Below are 19547 nucleotides of genomic sequence, written 5' to 3'. Positions count from 1 at the left end.
CGCCGTCTGGTGGTCGCGGTCAAGCTGTGGCGGTAATTTTACCGCTGTGGCGGAAGACGCCAATCGCAAACAGGATGAACGCGATCAGGGTAATGATCGAGCCTATCCCCGCCACCGGTGCGCCCCACGGCAGGGCCAGAATGGCACCGGCAATACCGGGCGCAATAATGATAAGGCCAATGATCGCGACAAAAAAATGAACCGTGGCCAGCTTTCCCACAGCAGACGGATGGGTTTTATAAAACATACCGGCCAGAAACAGCCCGACCCAACCAATCAGGTTGATGTGGGCGTGTACCGGCGACAGGGTATGATCATGGCTGGCGGCCATGAAAATACCCAGGCTCATGCCGATAAGGCCGAAAACAATAGCACTGCGCAAAAACCACGATGCAATCATGGAACTCCCCTCCTTAGTTGATGCGTGTCCAACCCTCAAAGACGGTTTCGCGTGCGATTTTCCCGTCCCTCATCTGAAACAAGTGTAACAGACGTAACTCGATTGTGGAACCTATCGGATAGGGCGCATTGTCAAAACCTTCGCGCACCAGCTTAAAACGGGCGATGCAGTCATCGACCACGCGGTCAAAGGTGGCAAAGCGTTCGATCGGGGTCATCGAAATCAGTTCCATTGCCCCGAACATGCGCCGGTAATTGGCCTCAATGGCCGCCTTGCCCATCAGGGTTATACCGCGGGTCGGCATGTCGAGCACGATATCGTCGGTATAGAGCGACATGACCGAGGCCGGATCGCGGCCTTCGCCTTTGATGTGGGCATCAACAATCGCCAGATTTTGTTCAGTCAGGTCGCGGGTCATGAAGGGCGCTTTGGGTTGTGAGTGGGTATAATGATCCGTTAGATCAAGCGGCATGTAAATTTCCTTATTTAGACAGACTATCTGTCCATTTATATATAGACAGTTTGTCTGTCAATATGCTAGTTCATGAATTATGAGTAATGTATCCTTCCCTGGTGCCCAGACGATTCCTGGGACTAAGGCGACCCTTGGTTCGCTGTTGCGCCGCCCTTACGAATATTTGCAGGCAAAGGTCTATGGCGAGCTGTCTGCACGCGGTTTTCCCGATATTAGGCCGGCCCATTCCAGCTTGCTGCGTTATATCCGGCCCGAAGGGTCGCGCGTGGTCGATCTGGCGGAACGGGCGCAGATCACCAAGCAGAGTATGGCCTATCTGGTGGGCGATCTGGAGGGGCTGGGTTATGTCACGGTCGTACCGGACCCTGATGACGGCCGTGCCAAGCGGGTGATGCTGACCACGCGCGGGCAAGCGGTATGGACGACCCTGATTGAGCTGAGTCTGGCCGCCGAGGTTAATTGCGCCGAATTGATCGGGGCGGATGATATGGCGACGTTGCGCCGTATTCTGCAAAATCTGTCTCAGGCGCTGGAGACGCAAGGCTCAGGGGCGTCATGACGGGAAGGTTGCGCTAAAGGCGGCAACCGTGTTCCGTTCTGTGTCTAGCCGAAATACATCACCGCATAGGCCGCGCCGATAATACCGGCGATCATCAGAGCGATGACCAGAGGCGCGCCCAGTTTCGGGGATTGCTGGCCGATATAGTCGTCCTGATATTCGCGCGGACAGTTTTGGGGCATGTTGGGCGGAGACGAGGGCGGCATTTGATCGGACATGGGCGCTTACCAACTGATGATTAAACCGGCCCCACCCTCATATTACCGAGACTGGCGACGACCTGATAAGCGGGCAATGTGGTTTGGCCTTGCCGATAATAAAGAGGCTTTATTTTTCAGGCCGTTTTTAGCAAACGGCAGCCTGGGGAATAGACCATCAGAATTTTGGGGGCCTTCGACCTTGGCAGCTTTGATCGGCCGCAGACGTCATAGAGGTAGCCTGAAATCTCAAACTGTGCGGGATGTTGCGGGCACTGTACTGCTGTTAACGGCCCGCGATGGCCTTCCAGTTCGACCAGAGCACCCTCATAAAGCCGTATACGCAAATTCAACATCAAACATCCACATTTGCATTATGTGCGTAGAACATATATAGAACGCATATCCCGATCATGCGACCTGTACAAGTCCTTTTACCGCCGACCTATTACCACACCCATTTCCGGGAGATGATGGCGTTTGTCACCGGTTTATACGGTGACGGGCTGGGCTTGGATGAGCGCGAGTTTATGGCGCGTTTTGAGCGGCTGGATGAGGCGGCGCAGTGCCTTTATATCCGCATGGTCAATCGCAAGACGCAGATTTTCCGGATGCGTGACCTGAACTATCCGGAAATAGGCGATATTTCTGCCGCGATGGACACATTGAGTGGTCAGGGCTTTGTGCGCGGTCTGGAACCTGAGGATTACCGCGCCTGTCTGGAGGGGATGACCAAGCCTGATCTGGTGCGGCTGGCCAAAGCTGCGGGCCTGCCTGATATGCGCAGCCACTGGTCTAAGGGCGATATGGTCGCCTATGTCCATGACCTGTTGAGCTATGACGATTTTGCCGAGACCGAGGACATTAGCGCCTGTTTTGTACCGCACCATCGCGAGCAGGTCGGCTTTTTGCTCTATCTCTATTTTGGCAAACTGGGTGACAATCTGATCGATTTTACGCTGCGCGATCTGGGCATTTTGTCGGTTAAGGCGCGTGAAACCCACGCCGCGCGGTTTGACAGCGTAGACGATGCGCGGGCCGGTTATTTCTACCGCCAACGCCTAAGCGAGCTCAAGGCCAAAGCCATAGATCTGCATCCTTTGGCGGCGCAGATTGAGACGTTTCCGGCGGCCCTGAGCGATCATAGTCAGGGTTTGCGTGATCGTCTGCTGCACCGGTTGGGGCAGGGTTTTGAGGCGCGCAAAGACTATGGGCGGGCGCTTGATCTCTATGGCCGCGCGCAAGGCTTTGATAGCCAGGAACGGCGTATCCGGCTGCTGTATGCCCAGGGGGCGGTTGATGAGGTCAAGGCGCTGCTGGATGACATCATGGCCAACCCGGCCCATGACGAAGCCTATATTTTTGCCGACGATTTCTATAACCGCAAATTCGGCGGGAAACGCACGGGGGTGCTGAGCGATTTACTGCGCTCAGGCCGGACGGTGGTGGTCGATGATCTTTATCGTGGCTATCCGGAGGCGGGGGCGATACAGGCGCTTAATGCCGAAGGCTGGCGCGGCTATCATGTCGAAAACGCCCTGTGGCCAGCCCTGTTCTGGCGGGTGTTTCATGACGAACTGAGCATGGCCCCTGTGTGCAATGATTTTGATCCGGTGCCGAAATGCCTGCGCGAGGGGCGGTTTCATCTCGACTATGCTGATACCGTGGCGGTGAAATTGGCAGCCGTTCGGGACGGGCATATCGCTGACATTTTGACGCCCGCCGTCCCGCCGGATCAGGAAGATGGGCACCTGTGGGATGAGGTGATCGACGCGTTTGTGGCCAGCGCCCCTCCGTACGCCGTGGCCACGGTGCTGGAGGCGTTGTCGTGCAATTATTATGGCCTGCGTGACGGCTTTCCCGATCTGGTGCTGATCAGAGGCGACGAAGTGCGCTTTGTTGAGATAAAGGCCGAGGGCGACCAGATCCGGCGCAACCAGTTGGCGCGGCTCAATCTTTTGAAATCGGCGGGTTTTGACGTAGACATTGTGCGCCTCAGCTATCGCGTTGATCCGCAGCAAACCTATGTGGTGGTCGATGTGGAAACGACCGGCGGGCGCAGCATCTATGACCGCGTTACCGAAATTGGCGCGGTCAAGGTGCGCGGCGGAGAGGTCATCGATACCTGGCAAAGTCTGATCAACCCTAAGCGGCCGATACCGGCCTTTATCACTGAGCTTACCGGCATCACCCATGACATGGTGCGTGACGCGCCGACCTTTGATCAGTTGGCCGATGACTTTGCGGCGTTTATGGAGGGCGCGATCTTTGTCGCCCACAATGTCAATTTCGACTACGGCTTTATCTCAGCGGAACACCGGCGCATCGGTCGGGAGTTCAAATTTCCCAAGCTGTGCACCGTTGCGTCGATGCGAAAGCATTATCCCGGCTTGTCGGCTTATGGCCTTGCGCCCCTGTCGCGGGAGTTCGGCATAGACCTGCGCGGGCACCATCGGGCGCTCAATGACGCTCAGGCCGCCGCGGGTTTACTGGCGCTGATTAATGAGAAGCGGATGTCGGCTCAGATAGTCGCGTAAACACCTGATCGCAGGCCCGGCCTATGCCGTCAAACGCGTCACAGGCGGCGGTTATAACCTGATCCTGATCAAGTTCCGCCTGATGATCGTTGACCCATGCGACAAACGTTTTCCACTGAGGGCCATTGTCCGGCCCGTAGCCGGCAAAGAAGCGCTGATCAATCAGAGGCCGCAGTCCCAGTTGCCGCTCGATATGTTTGCTGATCACCCGTCCGCCCAGGGTCGAGCCCTGCTTGGTGTAAAGATAGCCGATCAGGCGCGACCGTGTATCGATCGACGGCACGTTCAACGACATTCAAGCGGGGCAAGTTTGAGCGCGACCATATCCTGCGCCAGCCAGTCGCGCACCGGCGCATGGGGCAGGTCTGCGGGCGGGCTTATTGAAATGGCGGCTTCACTGGCGCGGTAATAGACCTCGAATCCCTGAAGGATTATGCCCAGGCGTTCGCGCGTCAGGCCCTGCGTCGACAGGGGGGCAAGCAGGGGATGGTGATGCAGTCCATCATGGGTATCGCGTGTAGCGGCGCGTAAGGTCTCAAGCCAGATCATGATAGTTTCGGCTCACAGAATGAATTTGGCGACGATCTCTTCGAAGTCATCAAGGCTGAAGGGTTTGGCGATATAACCATCCATGCCCATGTCGAAGCATTTTTGAGCCGCATCGCCCAGCGCATGGGCTGAAGTTCACCATCACGGGCCACTTTCAGCAGATAGTCAACCTGGCTTTTACCCATCAGATCATCAAGCGATGTGCCGAGCACATCCGGTGCAGATACACCTAAAATCACCTCAACATCGGCGCTGACCTGAACGATGATCCGGTCTTCGGGGCGGTCGGCGGCATCGTCAGTCAGGGCCGCCTGCCGGCCTACGCGCGGGCGTTTGCGCATCAAGGGCCTTGAGGAACTGGAAGGGTTGTCATGCGGATGCAACTATCTGGTGCGCGCCCATTTCGAGGATGTGCTCAAGGGTGTGTACCCTCAGGAAAGTTAAAACCGCAAAAACAGGTTTCTGAACCACATCGGGCCGGTCCGGGCCATCTGGCGCCAGTCGCCACTGTCTTCGCTGGTCTCTGGGGTGATTTCGGGGGTGAAGCCCCACGGATTGAAGGTTTTGATGCGTCCGGCCTTATAGGCGGCCCCGTTGCGGGTCACCAGAACAAGACCGTGCACAGAGGCGGTTGCGGCCATCAGGGCATCACGGCTGTCGCTGATCGGCAGATGTGCGCGCCTTTTGGCGACTGCCGCATCGACCGACAGGATGTGGCCTTCAAAGGCCGTCATCACCTGATGATCCAGCCACCCGCGCAGGGCGGCGCCGGCCACCTTATCACGGGTGGCCAACTGGGTGACATGGGTTTCAAGCTCGATAAGGCTGAGGGCCGATATAAACAGGTTCTGACGTGCCACGCCGCCCGCCCATCGGGTCAGACCCTTATCGGTCTGGCCGGACTTGGCCTTACGCAGCTCCAGAATGATATGGGTGTCGAGCAGGTACATTAAAATCTGGCCGCTGATGATCCGGCCATATCCCAGCCTGCGCCCGAATCATCAGCCATGACCGTAACGGTTGTTTCCGGCATGGCCAAAAGGTCGACTATGGTTTCAGTTTTTCCGGTTATTTGCCGAAAGGCTTCAAAGCTCATCAGCACGTGCGTAGGCCGCCCGCGATCGGTAATATAGACCGGTTCAAGGCGGGCTTCACGTTTGGCGCGGCCGACATCCTGATTGAATTCGCGGCTGGTGAGGGTGGCCATCAGGCTGAAATCCGTAGCTACGTAGTTATATTGACGGCGTTGTCATGTAGTAACGTTACTACGTCGTGGCGATTTGGCAACAGAAATTTCTTCAACGAAAACAAAATGGTATTTGAGCGTCATTTTTAAAATAAAAAGATTGCGTCGATTTTTAAATGTGCAAACCCTGAGCGCTTCGGGAGGAGGCCGCAAAGGCTTTCCGTAAATTAAAAATCAAAGGGAACGGCAAACCGTTATGTCTGTACAGCCTGCATCGCCTGATATCTGGGCGCACACCATAGAAGTCATCACGACGACGCTTTCGGGTCACGGGCCCGGTGGGGCGTTTACGCCGACCGATTTCAGCGTCCATTTTTTCCTTCAGCTATGTCTCATCATTCTGGCCTGCCGCGTCGTCGGCTTTCTGGGCCAGAAATTCCTGGGCCAGCCGCAGGTTGTCGGTGAAATGATCGCCGGTGTTATTTTAGGCCCATCGCTTCTGGGGCTGCTGCTGCCGGAAATTCAGGGCACCATCTTCCCCAAGGAAACCAAGAACGTGCTCTATGTCGGGGCGCAATTGGGCGTCGGGCTTTATATGTTTCTGGTCGGTACGACCTTCCGGGCCGATCATTTTGCCAAAAAGGGCAAAAGCGCGTTTGCGGTATCCCTGTCCGGCATAACCGTGCCGTTCCTGCTGGCGATTCTGATCACGCCGTGGCTGATGACAGTGCCGGGCCTGTTCGCCGAAGGTATTTCGCAGTTCAATGCCACCCTGTTCATGGGTGCCTGTATTGCGCTGACCGCGTTTCCGATGCTGGCGCGGATTATCAATGAACGGGGCCTTGCCAATTCATCGCTGGGCACCCTGACCCTGACGGCGGGTGCGTTTGACGATGCGGTGTCGTGGTGTGTGCTGGCGGTGGTGCTGGCGACCTTTGGCGGCGGACCCGGTGTGGCCGTTCTGGCGGTTGTGGGCGGTATCGCGTGGACCCTGTTCGTTGTTACTATTGGTAAGCGTATGCTGGCGCCGCTGGGCCGCATGGTCGAACGTGACGGTGAGATGAGTTATACGGTTCTGGCCATCACCCTGATGGCGTTCTGTATCTCAGCCTTTATTATGGATGCTGTGGGTATTCACGCCATCTTTGGTGGCTTCATCATGGGCGTGGTCATGCCGCGCGGCAAGTTTGCCGAGGAACTGAAAAAGAAGGTCGAGCCGCTGGCCGTTATCATGCTGCTGCCGATGTTCTTTACCTATTCGGGCCTGAACACGCGTCTCGATATGGTCAACAGCGTGCAGTTGCTGGTGATCGCTCTGGCTATTCTGTTGGTATCCATTCTGGCCAAGTTCGGCGCCTGCTATGCCGCTGCCCGCCTGTCGGGTGAGGATAACCGTACCGCTTTGGGTATCGGCGCGCTGATGAACTCACGCGGTCTGATGGAACTGATCATCATCAATATCGGTCTGCAAAAAGGTATTATCGGGCCAGCACTGTTCTCGATGCTGGTGCTGATGGCGATTGTCACAACCGTCATGGCCTCCCCGTTATTTGAGGCGGTTTATGGTAAAAAAGCGCGCGAAAGCGGTGAGCTTGATGCGGTGCCCGATAGCTCGGCAACCAGTTAAAACTTAAGCATTTTAAGGACTTGCATCCGGTGATTGGATACAGTCCCTTTAAAAAACTGACGGGATTTAAGTGAATCGTAAGACCCCCGTCATATAGTATGCCCTGTGTAACGAAAGCGTTTCACCGTCTCTTTGCGGAGGCATGAAACGCTTTTTCTTTGGCTTAAGCGCATCCGGGGTCGGGTGCCAGGAGAATACAGTATGTTCCGTCGTTTCCTTTTGACGGCTGCCGCTTTTACGGCAATCTATGCACCTGCCAGTGCGCAAACCTTCAGCGAGGCCTTGGCCGCCTCAAAGCCCATTCTCGAATCCCGTCTGCGGTCAGAAACCAATGATCAGGCGGGCTTACAAAAAGCCGAAGCCCTGACCTGGCGCAACCGTATCGGTTTCCAGAGCGGCGAGTTCAATAAGCTGAAGCTGCTGGTCGAGTTTGAAGACGTACGCGCACTTAAGGACGACTACAATTCCGGCATCAATGGCAAGACGACTTTCGCCGGTGTGGGCGATCCCGAAGGTACGGAGCTTAACCGCCTGCAACTGACCTGGACGCCGAACAAAGCCGCGACCTTTATCGCCGGCCGTCAGCGCATTACGCTGGATGACAGCCGCTATGTCGGCAATTCCGGCTGGCGTCAGGACGAGCAGACCTTTGATGCTGTGCGCGGGGACTTCAAACACGGCAAATGGGCGGTAACCTACGCCTATCTGGCCAAGGTCAACCGCACGCAGGCTGAGGCCGCCGACTGGGATTCAGACAGCCACCTGATCAATGTCGCCTACGCCTATAGCCCGGCGTTTAAATTTCAGGTCTATGACTATGCGCTCGATTTCGAGGGGGCTCCGGCCAATTCGACCAATACGCTGGGCGCGCGCTTAAGCGGTGAAAAGGCCGTTTCCGACTATAAGCTAACCTATGCCGCCAACTATGCCAGCCAGAAAGACCACGGTAACAATCCTGCGGATTTCGATCTGTCGAGCTACAGCCTTGATGGTGGCGTGTCGCGCGGGATCGTAACGGTGAAAGCCGCCTATGAAAGCTTAGAGGGTAATGGCGCGCGTGGCTTCATTACGCCGATCGGCAGCAATCACGGTTTCCGCGGTTGGGCCGATGCGTTCAGCACGGCGGGCAATAAGACCTTGCCCAATGGTCTGGTTGATCGCAATGTCAGCCTGATCCTGACGCCGAAAAGCCCGGTGACCTTCCTGAAGAATCCGGCCCTGACCCTGATCTACCGTGATTTTGAAACGGAAAATACCGGGCAGGCTGTCGGCACCGAATGGGACGCCATGGCCACGACCGACCTGACCAAAAACCTCAGCCTGATGCTGAAATATGCTGACTTTGAACGCGATGGCGCAGGTATGCCCGCGTCACGTACCAAGGTCTGGGTCGCGCTGGAATATAAACTTTAATTCTTGAAACTAAGCCGCTGTCTCACTGAAGCCCTGATCATAGATCTGACGGATCAGGGCGCGGTGGGACGGCAGATCTTTAGTGGCGCGTTCCCCGAACGAGGTGATACGCGCAAAGATACGCTCGGCCTCGGCGGCATTGGGAAAGCCTGAGCGCCCGCCCGACAGATCGGTCTTAAAGCCCATACCGTAGAGAATATACTGGTAATTGAAGAAGGCGAAAGATTCGAGGTCGAGTACGAAATCATACCGGTTTGGCGGCCGGTAACGCCACTGCGCCAGCAATTCGCGCAACCGTTCAGGGATCGAGACCGGATCGGCATTGTCACGCCAGAACGGCTCGGTACGCTGGCTTAAGGCATAGTGCAGTTTCAGAAAATTGATGATGTTGTCATAGCGCTTAACCATCAGATCATTAAAGCGCGCCGCCGGGGCATCGACCGGGCCATTATATGGAAACATTTCGGCGATCATGCTGATCGCCACTTCGATCAGGACTACGCCGGTCGATTCCAGCGGCTCCATAAAGCCCGCTGACAAGCCAACGGCGACGCAGTTTTTTACCCATTGCTCGCGCCGATAGCCCGGTTCAAAGGCGATGACGCGCGTTTTGATCTCATAGGGCTTAGGGCCGATATGACGGCGTAAAATCTCTTCGGCGCGATCATCGGTGGTGTGGTCGCTGGAATAGACATAGCCGATGCCGCGCATGCCATCGAGGCCTATATCCCAGGTCCAGCCGGCTTCGTGAGCTGTCGATACCGTATAGCTTTCCAGCGGGGCATCGGGCCGGTCATAAGGAATTTTGCAGGTGATGGCGCGATTGGTAAACAGGTATTGGCGCACGCTATGGAACGGCGCGGCCAGCGCTTTGCCGATCAGTTCAGCGCGAAAACCGGTGCAGTCGATATAAAGATCAGCGGTGAGCGCACCGTGTGCATCGGTCAGAATATGGGCAATGGCGCCGGTATCGTCGAGGTCAACACCTGTAACCGTGCCCTTGAGGTGACGCACGCCCAGGGCTTCAGCGCGGTCGGCCAGAACCTGCGCCAGCCGAATGGAATCGAAGTGGTAAGCATAGTTCAGCGGGCCGGTGAAATCGCCTTCGTGTGAGCGCTTGGGGGCGCGCTGGGCTTCGGCCACACGCTTCTGAAAGGTCACGGCCTGCGCAAACGGCAGGCGGGTTAATTCATCCTGTAGCAGCCAGTAGGGCAGGAGGCCCGCGCCTTCGGTATAGAACGGCGCCTCGAACGGGTGAAAATAATGCTCGTGCTGGCCATTTTGCGGTGTCTTTACCCAGTCGGCAAAGCGGATGCCCTGTTTAAAGGTGGCCGAGGTCTGGCGCATAAACTGAGCTTCGTCGATGCCCAGAAATTTCAGCGTATTGCGGATGGTCGGAAATGTGCCTTCGCCGACGCCGATAATGCCAATATCCGGTGATTCCAGCACGGTAATGCTGAGGTGTTGCTGATCCTTAATATCGAAAAATTTGGCCAGATAGGCCGCCGTCAGCCATCCGGCGGTGCCGCCACCGACAATCAGAATGTTCCGCTTAGAGTTCATAAGCAAAACATAGCGTGTAACGTTGGGCGGCGAAAGTCAGTTTAATTTGCGCCGGCCGGCGGTGGCGTTTGCGGATCTGAAACTGAACCGGGATGGTTATCCTGATAAGCGGCATCGGCGGCATTATTGGTCGGGCTCGACGGATCAACAGCGGTGAACGCGATGATCAGCCCTAAAATCAGGACAATAGCCGTGACGATAACCCACGGAAAACCAGTAACCGGCGGCTTTCCGGGTTCGTCGGTATCGACGTCATGGGGGGCGTGGTGGTGTGTAGCCATGATGCACTCTCCCTTAAGGGTGGCGCTGAAGAATAATCTCCGGTTCATAAGCTGTCAGTCGGCGAAACCCTGCCGCATATAAAATTTTGGCATGGGCGGCTCAAAGACGATCCGCGGGATTTGCAGTCCGATTTTCAGCCAGAGGCACCCGAAAACAGGTGACCCAGAGGCAAATGCCCCTATGATGGCAGGGAGTATACCACAAAAAAAGCATGCCATGATCCGTAAAACCTTAAACATGACGACTGCATTCCTGCAAAGTGAAGCGGCCGGGGGGATGATCCTGATGGCCGCAGCGGTGGCGGCGATGATCGTGGCCAACTCCCCGCTGGCGGAGGATTATTTCCATTTTCTGCATGTCTATGTGGCGGGTTTGAGCCTTCAGCACTGGATCAATGACGCCTTAATGGCCGTGTTTTTCCTGATGGTCGGGCTTGAGATCAAGCGTGAAGTTCTGACGGGGCAGTTATCGACCTGGTCACGGCGGGCCTTGCCCGGTATCGCGGCTTTAGGCGGGGTGATAGTACCGGCCCTGATCTATGTCGGGATTAATGCCGGATCGCCTGACAGTTTACGCGGCTGGGCTATACCGACCGCGACCGATATCGCCTTTGCGCTCGGCGTTCTGGCGCTCTTGGGATCGCGGGTGCCGGTGGCGATGAAGGTCTTTCTGACGGCGCTGGCCATCATAGATGATCTGGCGGCCGTGATCATCATCGCTATTTTTTATACAGCGGATCTGAACCTGCAGATGCTGGGGGCGGCGGGCGCGATGCTGGCCCTGCTGTTCCTGATGAACCGGTTTAAAGTCAAGTCTCTGTGGCTGTTTCTGGCGGTGGGAGCGGTGCTGTGGTGGTTGGTCTATAAGTCGGGGGTTCATGCGACGCTGGCCGGGGTGGCGACGGCGCTGTTTATCCCGCTGACGACGCACCGTGGCGAACACGATGACCACCATTCGCCGCTGGTGCGCCTTGAGCATGCCCTGCATAAGCCGGTGGCGTTTCTGATCGTGCCGATTTTTGGTTTTGCCAATGCCGGTGTGTCGCTGAAAGGGTTCAGTTTTGAATCCCTGTTGCAACCCATTCCGCTCGGTGTGGCCGCAGGTTTGTTTGTGGGTAAGCAAATCGGCGTGTTTGCGGCGGCGTTTTTGGCCATCAAAACCGGCTTGGCGCCCATGCCCAAGGACACAGGCTGGCCGCAGATTTACGGCCTGTCGCTGCTGTGTGGGATCGGCTTTACCATGAGCCTGTTTATCGGACTGCTGGCCTTCCCAACCCATCCGGAAGCACAGGATGCCGTCAAGATAGGCGTGCTGTTAGGCTCTATCCTGTCGGGCGTGATCGGCTATATTGTGCTCAGTTTGTGTAGCCGAAAGACCGTCTGATTATTTGCCCTGCCATAATTCCGGGCGGGCATTGATATAGTCCATCAGCAGACCTTTGAGTTTCAGGTCATCGGCCACGGACGGATGGGCGTGGCAGCCTGCGTAGTCTAGGCCGGTGAAGATGATCGTATCGACTTTCGTTTCGCCCTGAGCCTCAAGCGTTTTCTCGACCTGCAAAACCTGATCGCGGATTTCACCGTCCGATTGATCCGACGCCATCAGGATGAACTGCGCGGTCGGGTTTTTGGTGCGTAAGGTTTTGACGAATGTCACATAGGTTTTGCGGTAATCGGCGCGCAGGTCTTCGCGGTTTTTCCATTTTTCATCAGGTTTAAGCGCAGTTGAAAAATCATTGGTACCTAAGCCGATGACGATGATCTGCGGCTGCCAACCTTCGGCCTTATACTCGGTCTTGCCGTCAAACAGAGTGTAGTTGTGCAAGGTCGGCAGCTTGTCGCCTGCAAAGCCATCATAGTTGCGCACGACGCCGCGGCCGGAAAAGGCATTGATCTGGTAATCGGCATTATAGAATTTGGCGGTCATCGGCCCGAAGGCTTGTGACGTGTCGGTGGTCGCCCACACTTCATCGGTCGTGCATTCTCGCTTGGGCGAGGTATTGCCATATCCGACCGTAAAGCTGTCGCCGATAAACTCTATCTGACGGGCGCGGGTGGGCGTATCCAGTTCGTGGCCTTGCCCGACGATGTAGAAGCCCTCGAACTTTGCGGTATCGCTTTGGGATTCGGTAATCTTCTCCAACCTTATCCTATGAGCGCCGGGGTGCAACTCTTTGACCTCATAATCAATCTGGCCGGGTTTGGTCAGCGTAACGGGCGGTTGATCATCTATGTATAGGCGCAGGATGTTGACGGAATCGTTCAGCCTGACAATCAGGCCGGTGCCATCAAAAGTGGCCTCAGTATAGATACCTGGCCACTGATGGGTATGACTGACCACCATCTGAGTTGGGGTAATTGAACGCCCCGGATACAGCCGCATCGGCTGAGGTTTCGCACCGGGGATCGGGCGCATAGTGATGCCGGTTACGGTGCGGCCTCCAACGTGCTCGCTAAGCGGGGTCGGTGAAACCTGAGCCTGTGCAGATGCCGCCAAAGTCAGGGATGCCAATAATGCAGTTGTAATCGGTTTCATCATTTTCCCTGCCAGATGTCGGGGTGGGTATCGATAAAGGTCTCGACGATAGTCTTCATGGTTTTGTGGTCGTTCAATGACGGGTGCCAGTCGCAGGCAGTAGATTCGAGTTTAGGGTAAACGACGGCGCCGATCCGCGTATCGCCAGTCGCTTTATAGGTGGCGAGGACGGATTGGGAGGCCTTGAAATAATCGTCATTAAAACCGTCCTGAATCCCCATGAGAATAAAGGTGTGGGGGTTTTGGGCGCGGATATCGCTTAGGAAATTGACATAAACCGTTTCCCAGTCGGCGCGTAGGGCGGCCAGGTCTTTCCATTTTTCGCCGGGTTTTAGCGGCGTTGAAAAATCATTGCCGCCGATGGCGATGACGATAACCTGCGGTGCCCAGCCTTTGCGGTCATAGGGTGTCGGATCGTCGAACAGCACGCGCGGATAGAGCACCGGCATGGGCCGATCAGGCTCATTACCATCATAATTGCGGACAATGCCGATGCCGGAATAGGCGTTCAGTTGGAAATCGGCATTATATGTACGCGCCACCTGCGCCGGATAGGCCTTGTGGCTGTCGGTGGTTTCAAACACTTCGGCCTTGGTGCACTCGCGCTTGGTTGAGGTATTGGCATAACCGACCATATCGGAATCGCCGATAAACTCGATCTGCCGCGCGCGCTTGGTCAGGGGTAAGGCCGTGGCGCCGGTCTTTAAGAAGAAGCCTCGGAACGTTCCCCGATTATTTTGGCTTTCGTTAATTTTTTCGACGCGAATTGTATGCGCCTTATTCGACAGACCGGTTAATTTGTATGTTGGTGTGCCGGGCTTATCCAGCAAGGCAATGGTTTTGCCGTCGATTATGACGCGATATCGGTTCATCGGCGGGTCATAGAAAGATATGTAAATTTCCCGTCCCTTATTAAAAGACGATTCAAAATAGGTTGCGGGCCATTGATGATGAAATTCCGGCGTTGCCATTAAGCGATCGCCTTTTATCGGATAGTGAATCGTCTGGAGTTCAACCCTGCCGCCTGCATTCACATCCAAGGCTAATTCCGGCCACTTGGCGAAGTCGACTTCTTTAAGGCTTTCGGATTGAGCGGGGGCGCAAAATAATACTGAGCCGATGAAAACCGCAGCAAATCTTTTCATCACGTCCCCCGTCTTATAATTATGCTGCACTCAATCCGGCCATGACAGCCTTGTCAAGCGGGCCAAGTAAAAAGGCCGCCCGCAGAACGGACGGCCTTCTCATCTTCAAAGGGGGCGCATGGGGGAAAGTCATTTCCCCCATGAATTAAGCTGCCAGTGCTTTCGACAGGTTCTCGGAGATCTTGTCGAGGAAACCCTCAGTTGTCAGCCAGCCTTGCTTGTCACCAACCAGCAGGGCCAGATCCTTGGTCATGAAGCCGGCTTCAACCGTATCGACGCAGACCTTTTCCAAGGTCTTGGCAAAGTTGGCCAGTTCCTCGTTACCGTCCAGCTTGGCGCGGTGCGACAGGCCTTGGGTCCAGGCAAAGATCGAGGCCATCGAGTTGGTCGAGGTGGCTTCGCCCTTCTGGTGCTGACGGTAGTGACGGGTGACGGTGCCGTGGGCGGCTTCGGCTTCCATGATCTTGCCGTCAGGCGTGACCAGAGCCGAGGTCATCAGGCCCAGCGAACCATAACCTTGGGCAACCGTGTCGGATTGAACGTCGCCGTCATAGTTCTTACAGGCCCAAACGAAGCCGCCGGACCACTTCAAGGCTGATGCCACCATGTCGTCGATCAGACGGTGCTCGTAAGTTAAGCCCAGTTCCTTGAACTTCGCCGCATATTCAGCGTCGAAGATCTCCTGGAAAATGTCCTTGAAGCGACCGTCATAGGCCTTGAGGATCGTGTTCTTGGTCGACAGGTAAACCGGATAGTTGCGCGAAATGCCGTATTCAAACGACGCACGGGCAAAGTCACGGATCGACTCGTCGAGGTTATACATGCCCATAGCGACGCCGGCGCCGGGGAACTTGAACACTTCGTGCTCAATGACCTGACCGTCTTCGCCGACGAACTTCATGGTCAGCGTGCCCTTACCGGGAACGAGGAAGTCAGTCGCTTTATACTGGTCGCCAAAGGCGTGACGGCCAACCACGATCGGCTGGGTCCAGCCGGGGACGAGGCGCGGCACGTTCTTGCAGATGATCGGCTCACGGAACACAACGCCGCCTAAGATGTTGCGGATGGTGCCGTTCGGCGACTTCCACATTTTCTTCAGGCTGAATTCCTTCACGCGCGCTTCATCAGGGGTGATGGTGGCGCATTTGACGCCGACGCCGCAGGCGGCAATGGCATTGGCTGCGTCGATGGTGACCTGATCGTCGGTGGCATCACGGTTTTCCATGCCCAGATCATAATATTGCAGGTCGATGTCGAGGTAGGGGTGGATCAGCTTGTCCTTGATCCACTGCCAGATGATGCGGGTCATTTCGTCGCCGTCGATATCGACGACCGGATTTGCAACTTTGATCTTAGCCATGAGTTTTCCTTAAAAGGGGTTTCCTTAAAATAGACCGGCGCTTCGCAGGAGGGCGCACAGGGCCATTCCCGCAGCGGGTAGAGGTTTCCCTATAGACGAAAAGAGGGTTGGGATGAAAGGGGGATTCGACAACTGATGGTTTGAGCAGACCGCCCTACATTTCATCAGTCAGATTGCCGGGCTTGCGCGCCTTTCGTTTATTCAAGAACTCACGCCTTTCCTCTTCTGAGTCTTTGCGGGCTTGTTTATCCTCTTCGACGGGATCACTGGCCGGAAGCCATGTCGTCAGAACGTCAAAGAAAGCCCAGATCCTTGACCCGATCTTTTCTTTTCCTTTTAGGTAAAAGAAATACCTTACAGCCAAAATGAGTGAGCAGATAAATATGAGCACATTTATAACGGGCTCATTTTGCTGGTAATAATCGCTGATTGCCGTCCAATATTTATCCATGCCAGCAAGCCTTATACTATTCCCGCATCCGCCTCGGCCTTGCGGCTGCGGGTAAGGTAGTCCGCCCCGCCGTAGAAGATGCGCTTACCGGCATCGAGCCCGCCGGTCAGTTCAATCTCAAAGCGGACTTCGTCGCGTTCGCGCACCGTGCGCTCCATCTCGGATATGGCGTCACCATCTTCACCCAGGGTTTCCAGCGCCTTTGCGCCCAGAACCAGCGCCGATTCAAACGTATCGCGGACATGGTGATCGACACCGGCGGCGACCAGCTTCAGCGCCTGATAGCGGTCAAACGCGCGGGTCAGGACGGGCACCAGAGGATACTCTGCCTTGATCAGTTCGACAATCTTCAGGGTATCTTCGGGCTTATCGGTGCAGATCAGAATAGCCTGGGCGTGATGGGCGCCCGCGGCATGCAGAATATCGAGACGGGCCCCGTCGCCATAATAGACCTTAAAGCCGTATTCACCGGCCCTGCGGATCATTTCGACATCGTTATCGATGGTCGAGACCTTATATCCGGCGGCCATGACCATCTGGCTGGCCACCTGACCGACCCTGCCAAAGCCGATAATCAGCACATGGCCTTCGTCGTCATGCGGGGCATCAAGACCATCGGTGTCTTCGGACGTCTTGGGCATGATATATCTCAGGCCGATGATGGTCAGCGGCGTCAGCACCATCGACAGGATGACGATGGCGGTCAGTATGGCGTTCTGCTCACCCGAAATAATTCCAGCGGTGGTGGCCGCGGCATAGAGCACAAAGGCAAATTCCCCGCCCTGCGCCATAAACACCGCCCGCTCCAGCGCCTGACCATGGTTGGATTTCATGAGGCGCGCCACCGCATAGATGGCCACGCCTTTGACGATCATGTAGGCGCAGACATAGAACGCGATCATCTGCCAGTTGGCGGCGACGATATTGAGATCGAGCGACATACCGACCGCCAGAAAAAACAGCCCCAGCAAAATACCCCTGAACGGTTCGATATCGGCCTCTAGCTGATGGCGGAAATGCGATTCCGACAACAGCACACCGGCCAGAAACGCGCCCATAGCCATCGACAGCCCGCCCAGTTGCATCACATAGGCCGATCCCAGCACCACCAGCAGGGCGGCGGCCGTCATCACCTCACGGGCCTGCGCATTGGCCAGCAGGGCAAACATCGGATTGAGCAGATAGCGTCCCGCCACAAACAAACCGATCAGGCAGCCTAAACCAATCCCGATCGCCGCCCAGTCTATGCCACCCTCATTACCCGGCACGACCGGCGCCAGAAAGGTCACGAGGATCAATAACGGCACGATGGCGAGGTCTTCGAGCAACAGGATCGACACCATCTTTTGGCCCGCCGGTTCATTGATGGTCTTGCGTTCCTGCAACAACTGCATGACGATAGCGGTGGAGGTCAGCACAAAACCCGCCCCGGCGACAAAAGACGCGGCGATCGGAAAGCCGGTGGCCATGCCCACGCCCGTCAGCAAAAGGGCGCACAGGCCGACCTGAGCCACGCCAAGACCAAAGATATCCCCCCTTAGCGCCCATAACCGCGCGGGCCGCATCTCAAGCCCGATGATAAACAGGAACATCACCACGCCCAGTTCCGCGACATGCAGGGCGGTCGCCGGTTCTGAAATGATTTTAAGGCCGAACGGGCCGATCAGAATCCCCGCCGCCAGATAACCCAGCACCGAGCCCAGCCCCAGCCGTTTAAACAGCGGCACGGCAATGACGCCCGCGCCCAACAGAGCGACGACAGGTAACAGGTCAACGGCGTGTGCGGCCTCAGCCATACTCAAACTCCCTTTTCAGCCGACTTTATCAGAGGGGATTTGACCGGCCATGCCAAGCCATAATTTATAAGTTGTGGAATTAAGCGGTTGGGGAGCGGTAATGCCGGTCTATTTCACATCGTCCTTATCCAGAAACAGGCTTTCGGAAGAAATAACGGTGCCCGTTTTCGCTCCTCTATTAAAAAGCCGGTTTGCGACCTCCACCGCGTCCCGTATAAGCCGGCCTATGAAAGACAAACGCCCTGCGCCAGAGCGCGATCCTAACCTGACCCCACCGTGTGTGATCCTTGACCGGCCGCAACTGGCTGACAATATCGGGGCGGTCGCGCGCGTCATGGCCAATTTCGGTTTGCATGAGCTGCGTCTGGTGGCGCCGCGCGATGGCTGGCCGCAGGAGCGGGCCTGGTCGATGTCGTCAGGCGCCAACTGGCCACTGGATGAGGCGAAGGTGTTTGCGACGGTGGCGGACGCGATTGCTGATCTGAAACACGTCTATGCGACGACGGCCCGCCCACGTGAAACCCAGCTTCCCATCATGACGCCACGCGGCTGTGCCGATACTCTATATAGGGATGCCCAAAGTCATACCAAAACCGGCCTGTTGTTCGGGGCGGAGCGGGCAGGGCTTGAGACCTCGGATATTGCACTCTGTCAGGGCATTATTACCATTCCGGTCGATCCACATTTTCAGTCGCTCAATCTGGCTCAGGCGGTCAACATCGTCCTTTATGAGTGGCGCTTGCAGGTGCTGGATGCACCCAGGCCGGAGTTTACGCAAAACATGCACGCGCCGGCCGACCTCAGCATCGTGCACGGCTTATATGGTCAGCTTGAGGACGAGCTGGAAAAGGCCGGCTTCTTCTTTCCGCCGGAAAAGAAAGACTCGATGGTGCGTAACCTGCGCGTAGCGTTGGGCCGGGCGCGATTTACTGAACAGGAAGTGCGTACTTTCCGCGGTGTCGTGACGGCCTTGACCAAAGGCAGAGGCAAAGTGCTGGCCAGGCGCGCTGAAACTCAGGAAAAAGGCGGCGATTAGCCCCTGTCTGTGGGTAAAACATAAAAACGTCATAACCGGCGTTGACTCCCCCGGATGGGGCCTATAGAAGCCGACCTCCCGACGACGGGAACACACACAAACGCTTTTGCGACGACGTTCTTCGGTGAGGTAACTCACTGATAACTAAGGCCTAAAGCAGTGTGAAAGTCTGAGGGTGTCGATCAAAATTCTGAAGAACTTCGGTTTCTGAAATTCTTTTAAAAAGTTGATTGACAAGGCGCCGGGTAGTCACTACTTACGCCGCTCCGCTGAGAAGGTTTTGGTCTGATTGGTGGGGTTGATTGGTTAGTTTTTGAGTTTTTGGAATTTCTAAAAACTTTTTAAAAATAACTAGTTGACACGAAAAACTGAGCGGTTATAAGCGCCGCTCTCCACGAGGAAGCCTACGGGTTTTGAGTGGTTTGGCTGAGGGTTC

Annotated in this window: 22 protein-coding genes; 6 read left to right on the top strand and 16 right to left on the bottom strand. The window is 56.0% G+C overall.

Annotated features, from left to right (window positions below; translation table 11 throughout):
* Nucleotides 1-19: 19 nt before the first annotated feature.
* Complete coding sequence (locus tag PQU98_RS08575; RefSeq protein WP_272744532.1) at nt 20-400, bottom strand: hypothetical protein; 381 nt, start codon at nt 398-400, stop codon at nt 20-22.
* Nucleotides 401-413: 13 nt separating this feature from the next.
* The gene (locus PQU98_RS08570; RefSeq protein ID WP_272744531.1) at nt 414-872 is read right to left on the bottom strand and encodes a nuclear transport factor 2 family protein; all 459 of its coding nucleotides are present in this window, start codon (nt 870-872) and stop codon (nt 414-416) included.
* A 79-nt stretch (nt 873-951) separates the two neighbouring features.
* Here PQU98_RS08570 and PQU98_RS08565 point away from each other — a divergent pair, with 79 nt between their 5' ends.
* Entirely contained in the window at nt 952-1434 is a 483-nt protein-coding gene (locus PQU98_RS08565) for a MarR family winged helix-turn-helix transcriptional regulator (RefSeq protein WP_272744530.1), read from the top strand.
* Between the two features lie 44 nt (nt 1435-1478).
* On the opposite strand, the gene PQU98_RS08560 is transcribed toward PQU98_RS08565, so the two are convergent.
* Nucleotides 1479-1652: a hypothetical protein gene (locus tag PQU98_RS08560; protein ID WP_272744529.1), complete on the bottom strand. Its 174-nt coding sequence runs from the start codon at nt 1650-1652 to the stop codon at nt 1479-1481.
* 116 nt (nt 1653-1768) lie between these two features.
* Entirely contained in the window at nt 1769-1987 is a 219-nt protein-coding gene (locus PQU98_RS08555) for a hypothetical protein (protein ID WP_272744528.1), read from the bottom strand.
* Nucleotides 1988-2044: 57 nt separating this feature from the next.
* Here PQU98_RS08555 and PQU98_RS08550 point away from each other — a divergent pair, with 57 nt between their 5' ends.
* On the top strand, nt 2045-4168 hold the full coding sequence (locus PQU98_RS08550; RefSeq protein WP_272744527.1) for an exonuclease domain-containing protein: 2124 nt from the start codon (nt 2045-2047) through the stop codon (nt 4166-4168).
* On the opposite strand, the gene PQU98_RS08545 is transcribed toward PQU98_RS08550, so the two are convergent.
* The 5 genes from PQU98_RS08545 to PQU98_RS08525 all read right to left on the bottom strand — a co-directional run bounded on the left by PQU98_RS08545 (nt 4131) and on the right by PQU98_RS08525 (nt 5924).
* Nucleotides 4131-4463, bottom strand: coding sequence for a biliverdin-producing heme oxygenase (locus PQU98_RS08545; protein ID WP_272744526.1), 333 nt, complete (start codon nt 4461-4463; stop codon nt 4131-4133). The two genes, PQU98_RS08550 and PQU98_RS08545, sit on opposite strands and share 38 nt — an antisense overlap.
* Nucleotides 4454-4717 carry a heme oxygenase-like domain-containing protein gene (locus tag PQU98_RS08540; protein WP_272744525.1) on the bottom strand — a complete coding sequence of 88 codons (264 nt, stop codon included), beginning with the start codon at nt 4715-4717 and terminating at the stop codon, nt 4454-4456. Before PQU98_RS08540 ends, PQU98_RS08545 begins: the two co-directional genes overlap by 10 nt.
* A complete protein-coding gene (locus tag PQU98_RS08535; RefSeq protein ID WP_272744524.1) occupies nt 4714-5058 on the bottom strand; it encodes a hypothetical protein in 345 nt (114 codons plus the stop codon). The genes PQU98_RS08540 and PQU98_RS08535 overlap by 4 nt, the downstream gene beginning before the upstream one ends.
* Nucleotides 5059-5157: 99 nt before the next feature.
* Entirely contained in the window at nt 5158-5667 is a 510-nt protein-coding gene (locus PQU98_RS08530) for a PIN domain-containing protein (protein ID WP_272744523.1), read from the bottom strand.
* Entirely contained in the window at nt 5667-5924 is a 258-nt protein-coding gene (locus tag PQU98_RS08525) for a type II toxin-antitoxin system Phd/YefM family antitoxin (protein WP_272744522.1), read from the bottom strand. The genes PQU98_RS08530 and PQU98_RS08525 overlap by 1 nt, the downstream gene beginning before the upstream one ends.
* A 235-nt stretch (nt 5925-6159) precedes the next feature.
* Here PQU98_RS08525 and PQU98_RS08520 point away from each other — a divergent pair, with 235 nt between their 5' ends.
* Together PQU98_RS08520 and PQU98_RS08515 are read left to right on the top strand one after the other, a co-directional pair.
* Nucleotides 6160-7530 (top strand): cation:proton antiporter, encoded by a 1371-nt coding sequence (locus PQU98_RS08520; protein ID WP_272744521.1) that lies wholly within the window; start codon nt 6160-6162, stop codon nt 7528-7530.
* Nucleotides 7531-7731: 201 nt separating this feature from the next.
* Nucleotides 7732-8943 (top strand): alginate export family protein, encoded by a 1212-nt coding sequence (locus PQU98_RS08515; protein WP_272744520.1) that lies wholly within the window; start codon nt 7732-7734, stop codon nt 8941-8943.
* 9 nt (nt 8944-8952) lie between these two features.
* Here PQU98_RS08515 and PQU98_RS08510 read toward each other — a convergent pair whose 3' ends face one another.
* Together PQU98_RS08510 and PQU98_RS08505 are read right to left on the bottom strand one after the other, a co-directional pair.
* Complete coding sequence (locus tag PQU98_RS08510; RefSeq protein WP_272744519.1) at nt 8953-10506, bottom strand: tryptophan halogenase family protein; 1554 nt, start codon at nt 10504-10506, stop codon at nt 8953-8955.
* A gap of 41 nt (nt 10507-10547) precedes the next feature.
* A complete protein-coding gene (locus PQU98_RS08505) occupies nt 10548-10787 on the bottom strand; it encodes a hypothetical protein (protein WP_272744518.1) in 240 nt (79 codons plus the stop codon).
* A gap of 217 nt (nt 10788-11004) precedes the next feature.
* Between PQU98_RS08505 and nhaA the strand changes: the two genes are divergently transcribed.
* Complete coding sequence (gene nhaA / locus PQU98_RS08500; RefSeq protein ID WP_272744517.1) at nt 11005-12171, top strand: Na+/H+ antiporter NhaA; 1167 nt, start codon at nt 11005-11007, stop codon at nt 12169-12171.
* Here nhaA and PQU98_RS08495 read toward each other — a convergent pair whose 3' ends face one another.
* From PQU98_RS08495 to PQU98_RS08475, 5 genes are all read right to left on the bottom strand, one after another.
* Nucleotides 12172-13326, bottom strand: a complete 1155-nt coding sequence (locus PQU98_RS08495) for an SGNH/GDSL hydrolase family protein (protein WP_272744516.1) — start codon at nt 13324-13326, stop codon at nt 12172-12174. It abuts the gene before it with no gap.
* Nucleotides 13323-14294 (bottom strand): SGNH/GDSL hydrolase family protein, encoded by a 972-nt coding sequence (locus PQU98_RS08490; protein WP_272745480.1) that lies wholly within the window; start codon nt 14292-14294, stop codon nt 13323-13325. The genes PQU98_RS08495 and PQU98_RS08490 overlap by 4 nt, the downstream gene beginning before the upstream one ends.
* Nucleotides 14295-14613: 319 nt before the next feature.
* Complete coding sequence (locus PQU98_RS08485; protein WP_272744515.1) at nt 14614-15828, bottom strand: NADP-dependent isocitrate dehydrogenase; 1215 nt, start codon at nt 15826-15828, stop codon at nt 14614-14616.
* A gap of 154 nt (nt 15829-15982) precedes the next feature.
* The gene (locus tag PQU98_RS08480) at nt 15983-16279 is read right to left on the bottom strand and encodes a hypothetical protein (RefSeq protein ID WP_272744514.1); all 297 of its coding nucleotides are present in this window, start codon (nt 16277-16279) and stop codon (nt 15983-15985) included.
* Between the two features lie 11 nt (nt 16280-16290).
* Nucleotides 16291-18075: a monovalent cation:proton antiporter-2 (CPA2) family protein gene (locus PQU98_RS08475; RefSeq protein ID WP_272744513.1), complete on the bottom strand. Its 1785-nt coding sequence runs from the start codon at nt 18073-18075 to the stop codon at nt 16291-16293.
* A 226-nt stretch (nt 18076-18301) separates the two neighbouring features.
* Between PQU98_RS08475 and PQU98_RS08470 the strand changes: the two genes are divergently transcribed.
* Nucleotides 18302-19111, top strand: coding sequence for an RNA methyltransferase (locus PQU98_RS08470; RefSeq protein WP_272744512.1), 810 nt, complete (start codon nt 18302-18304; stop codon nt 19109-19111).
* The last annotated feature ends 436 nt before the right edge of the window (nt 19112-19547 follow it).

Origin of the sequence: Asticcacaulis machinosus (genome assembly GCF_028550435.1) — a bacterium.
Classification (GTDB): domain Bacteria; phylum Pseudomonadota; class Alphaproteobacteria; order Caulobacterales; family Caulobacteraceae; genus Asticcacaulis; species Asticcacaulis machinosus.
This window is presented reverse-complemented; position numbering and strand designations above follow the sequence as displayed.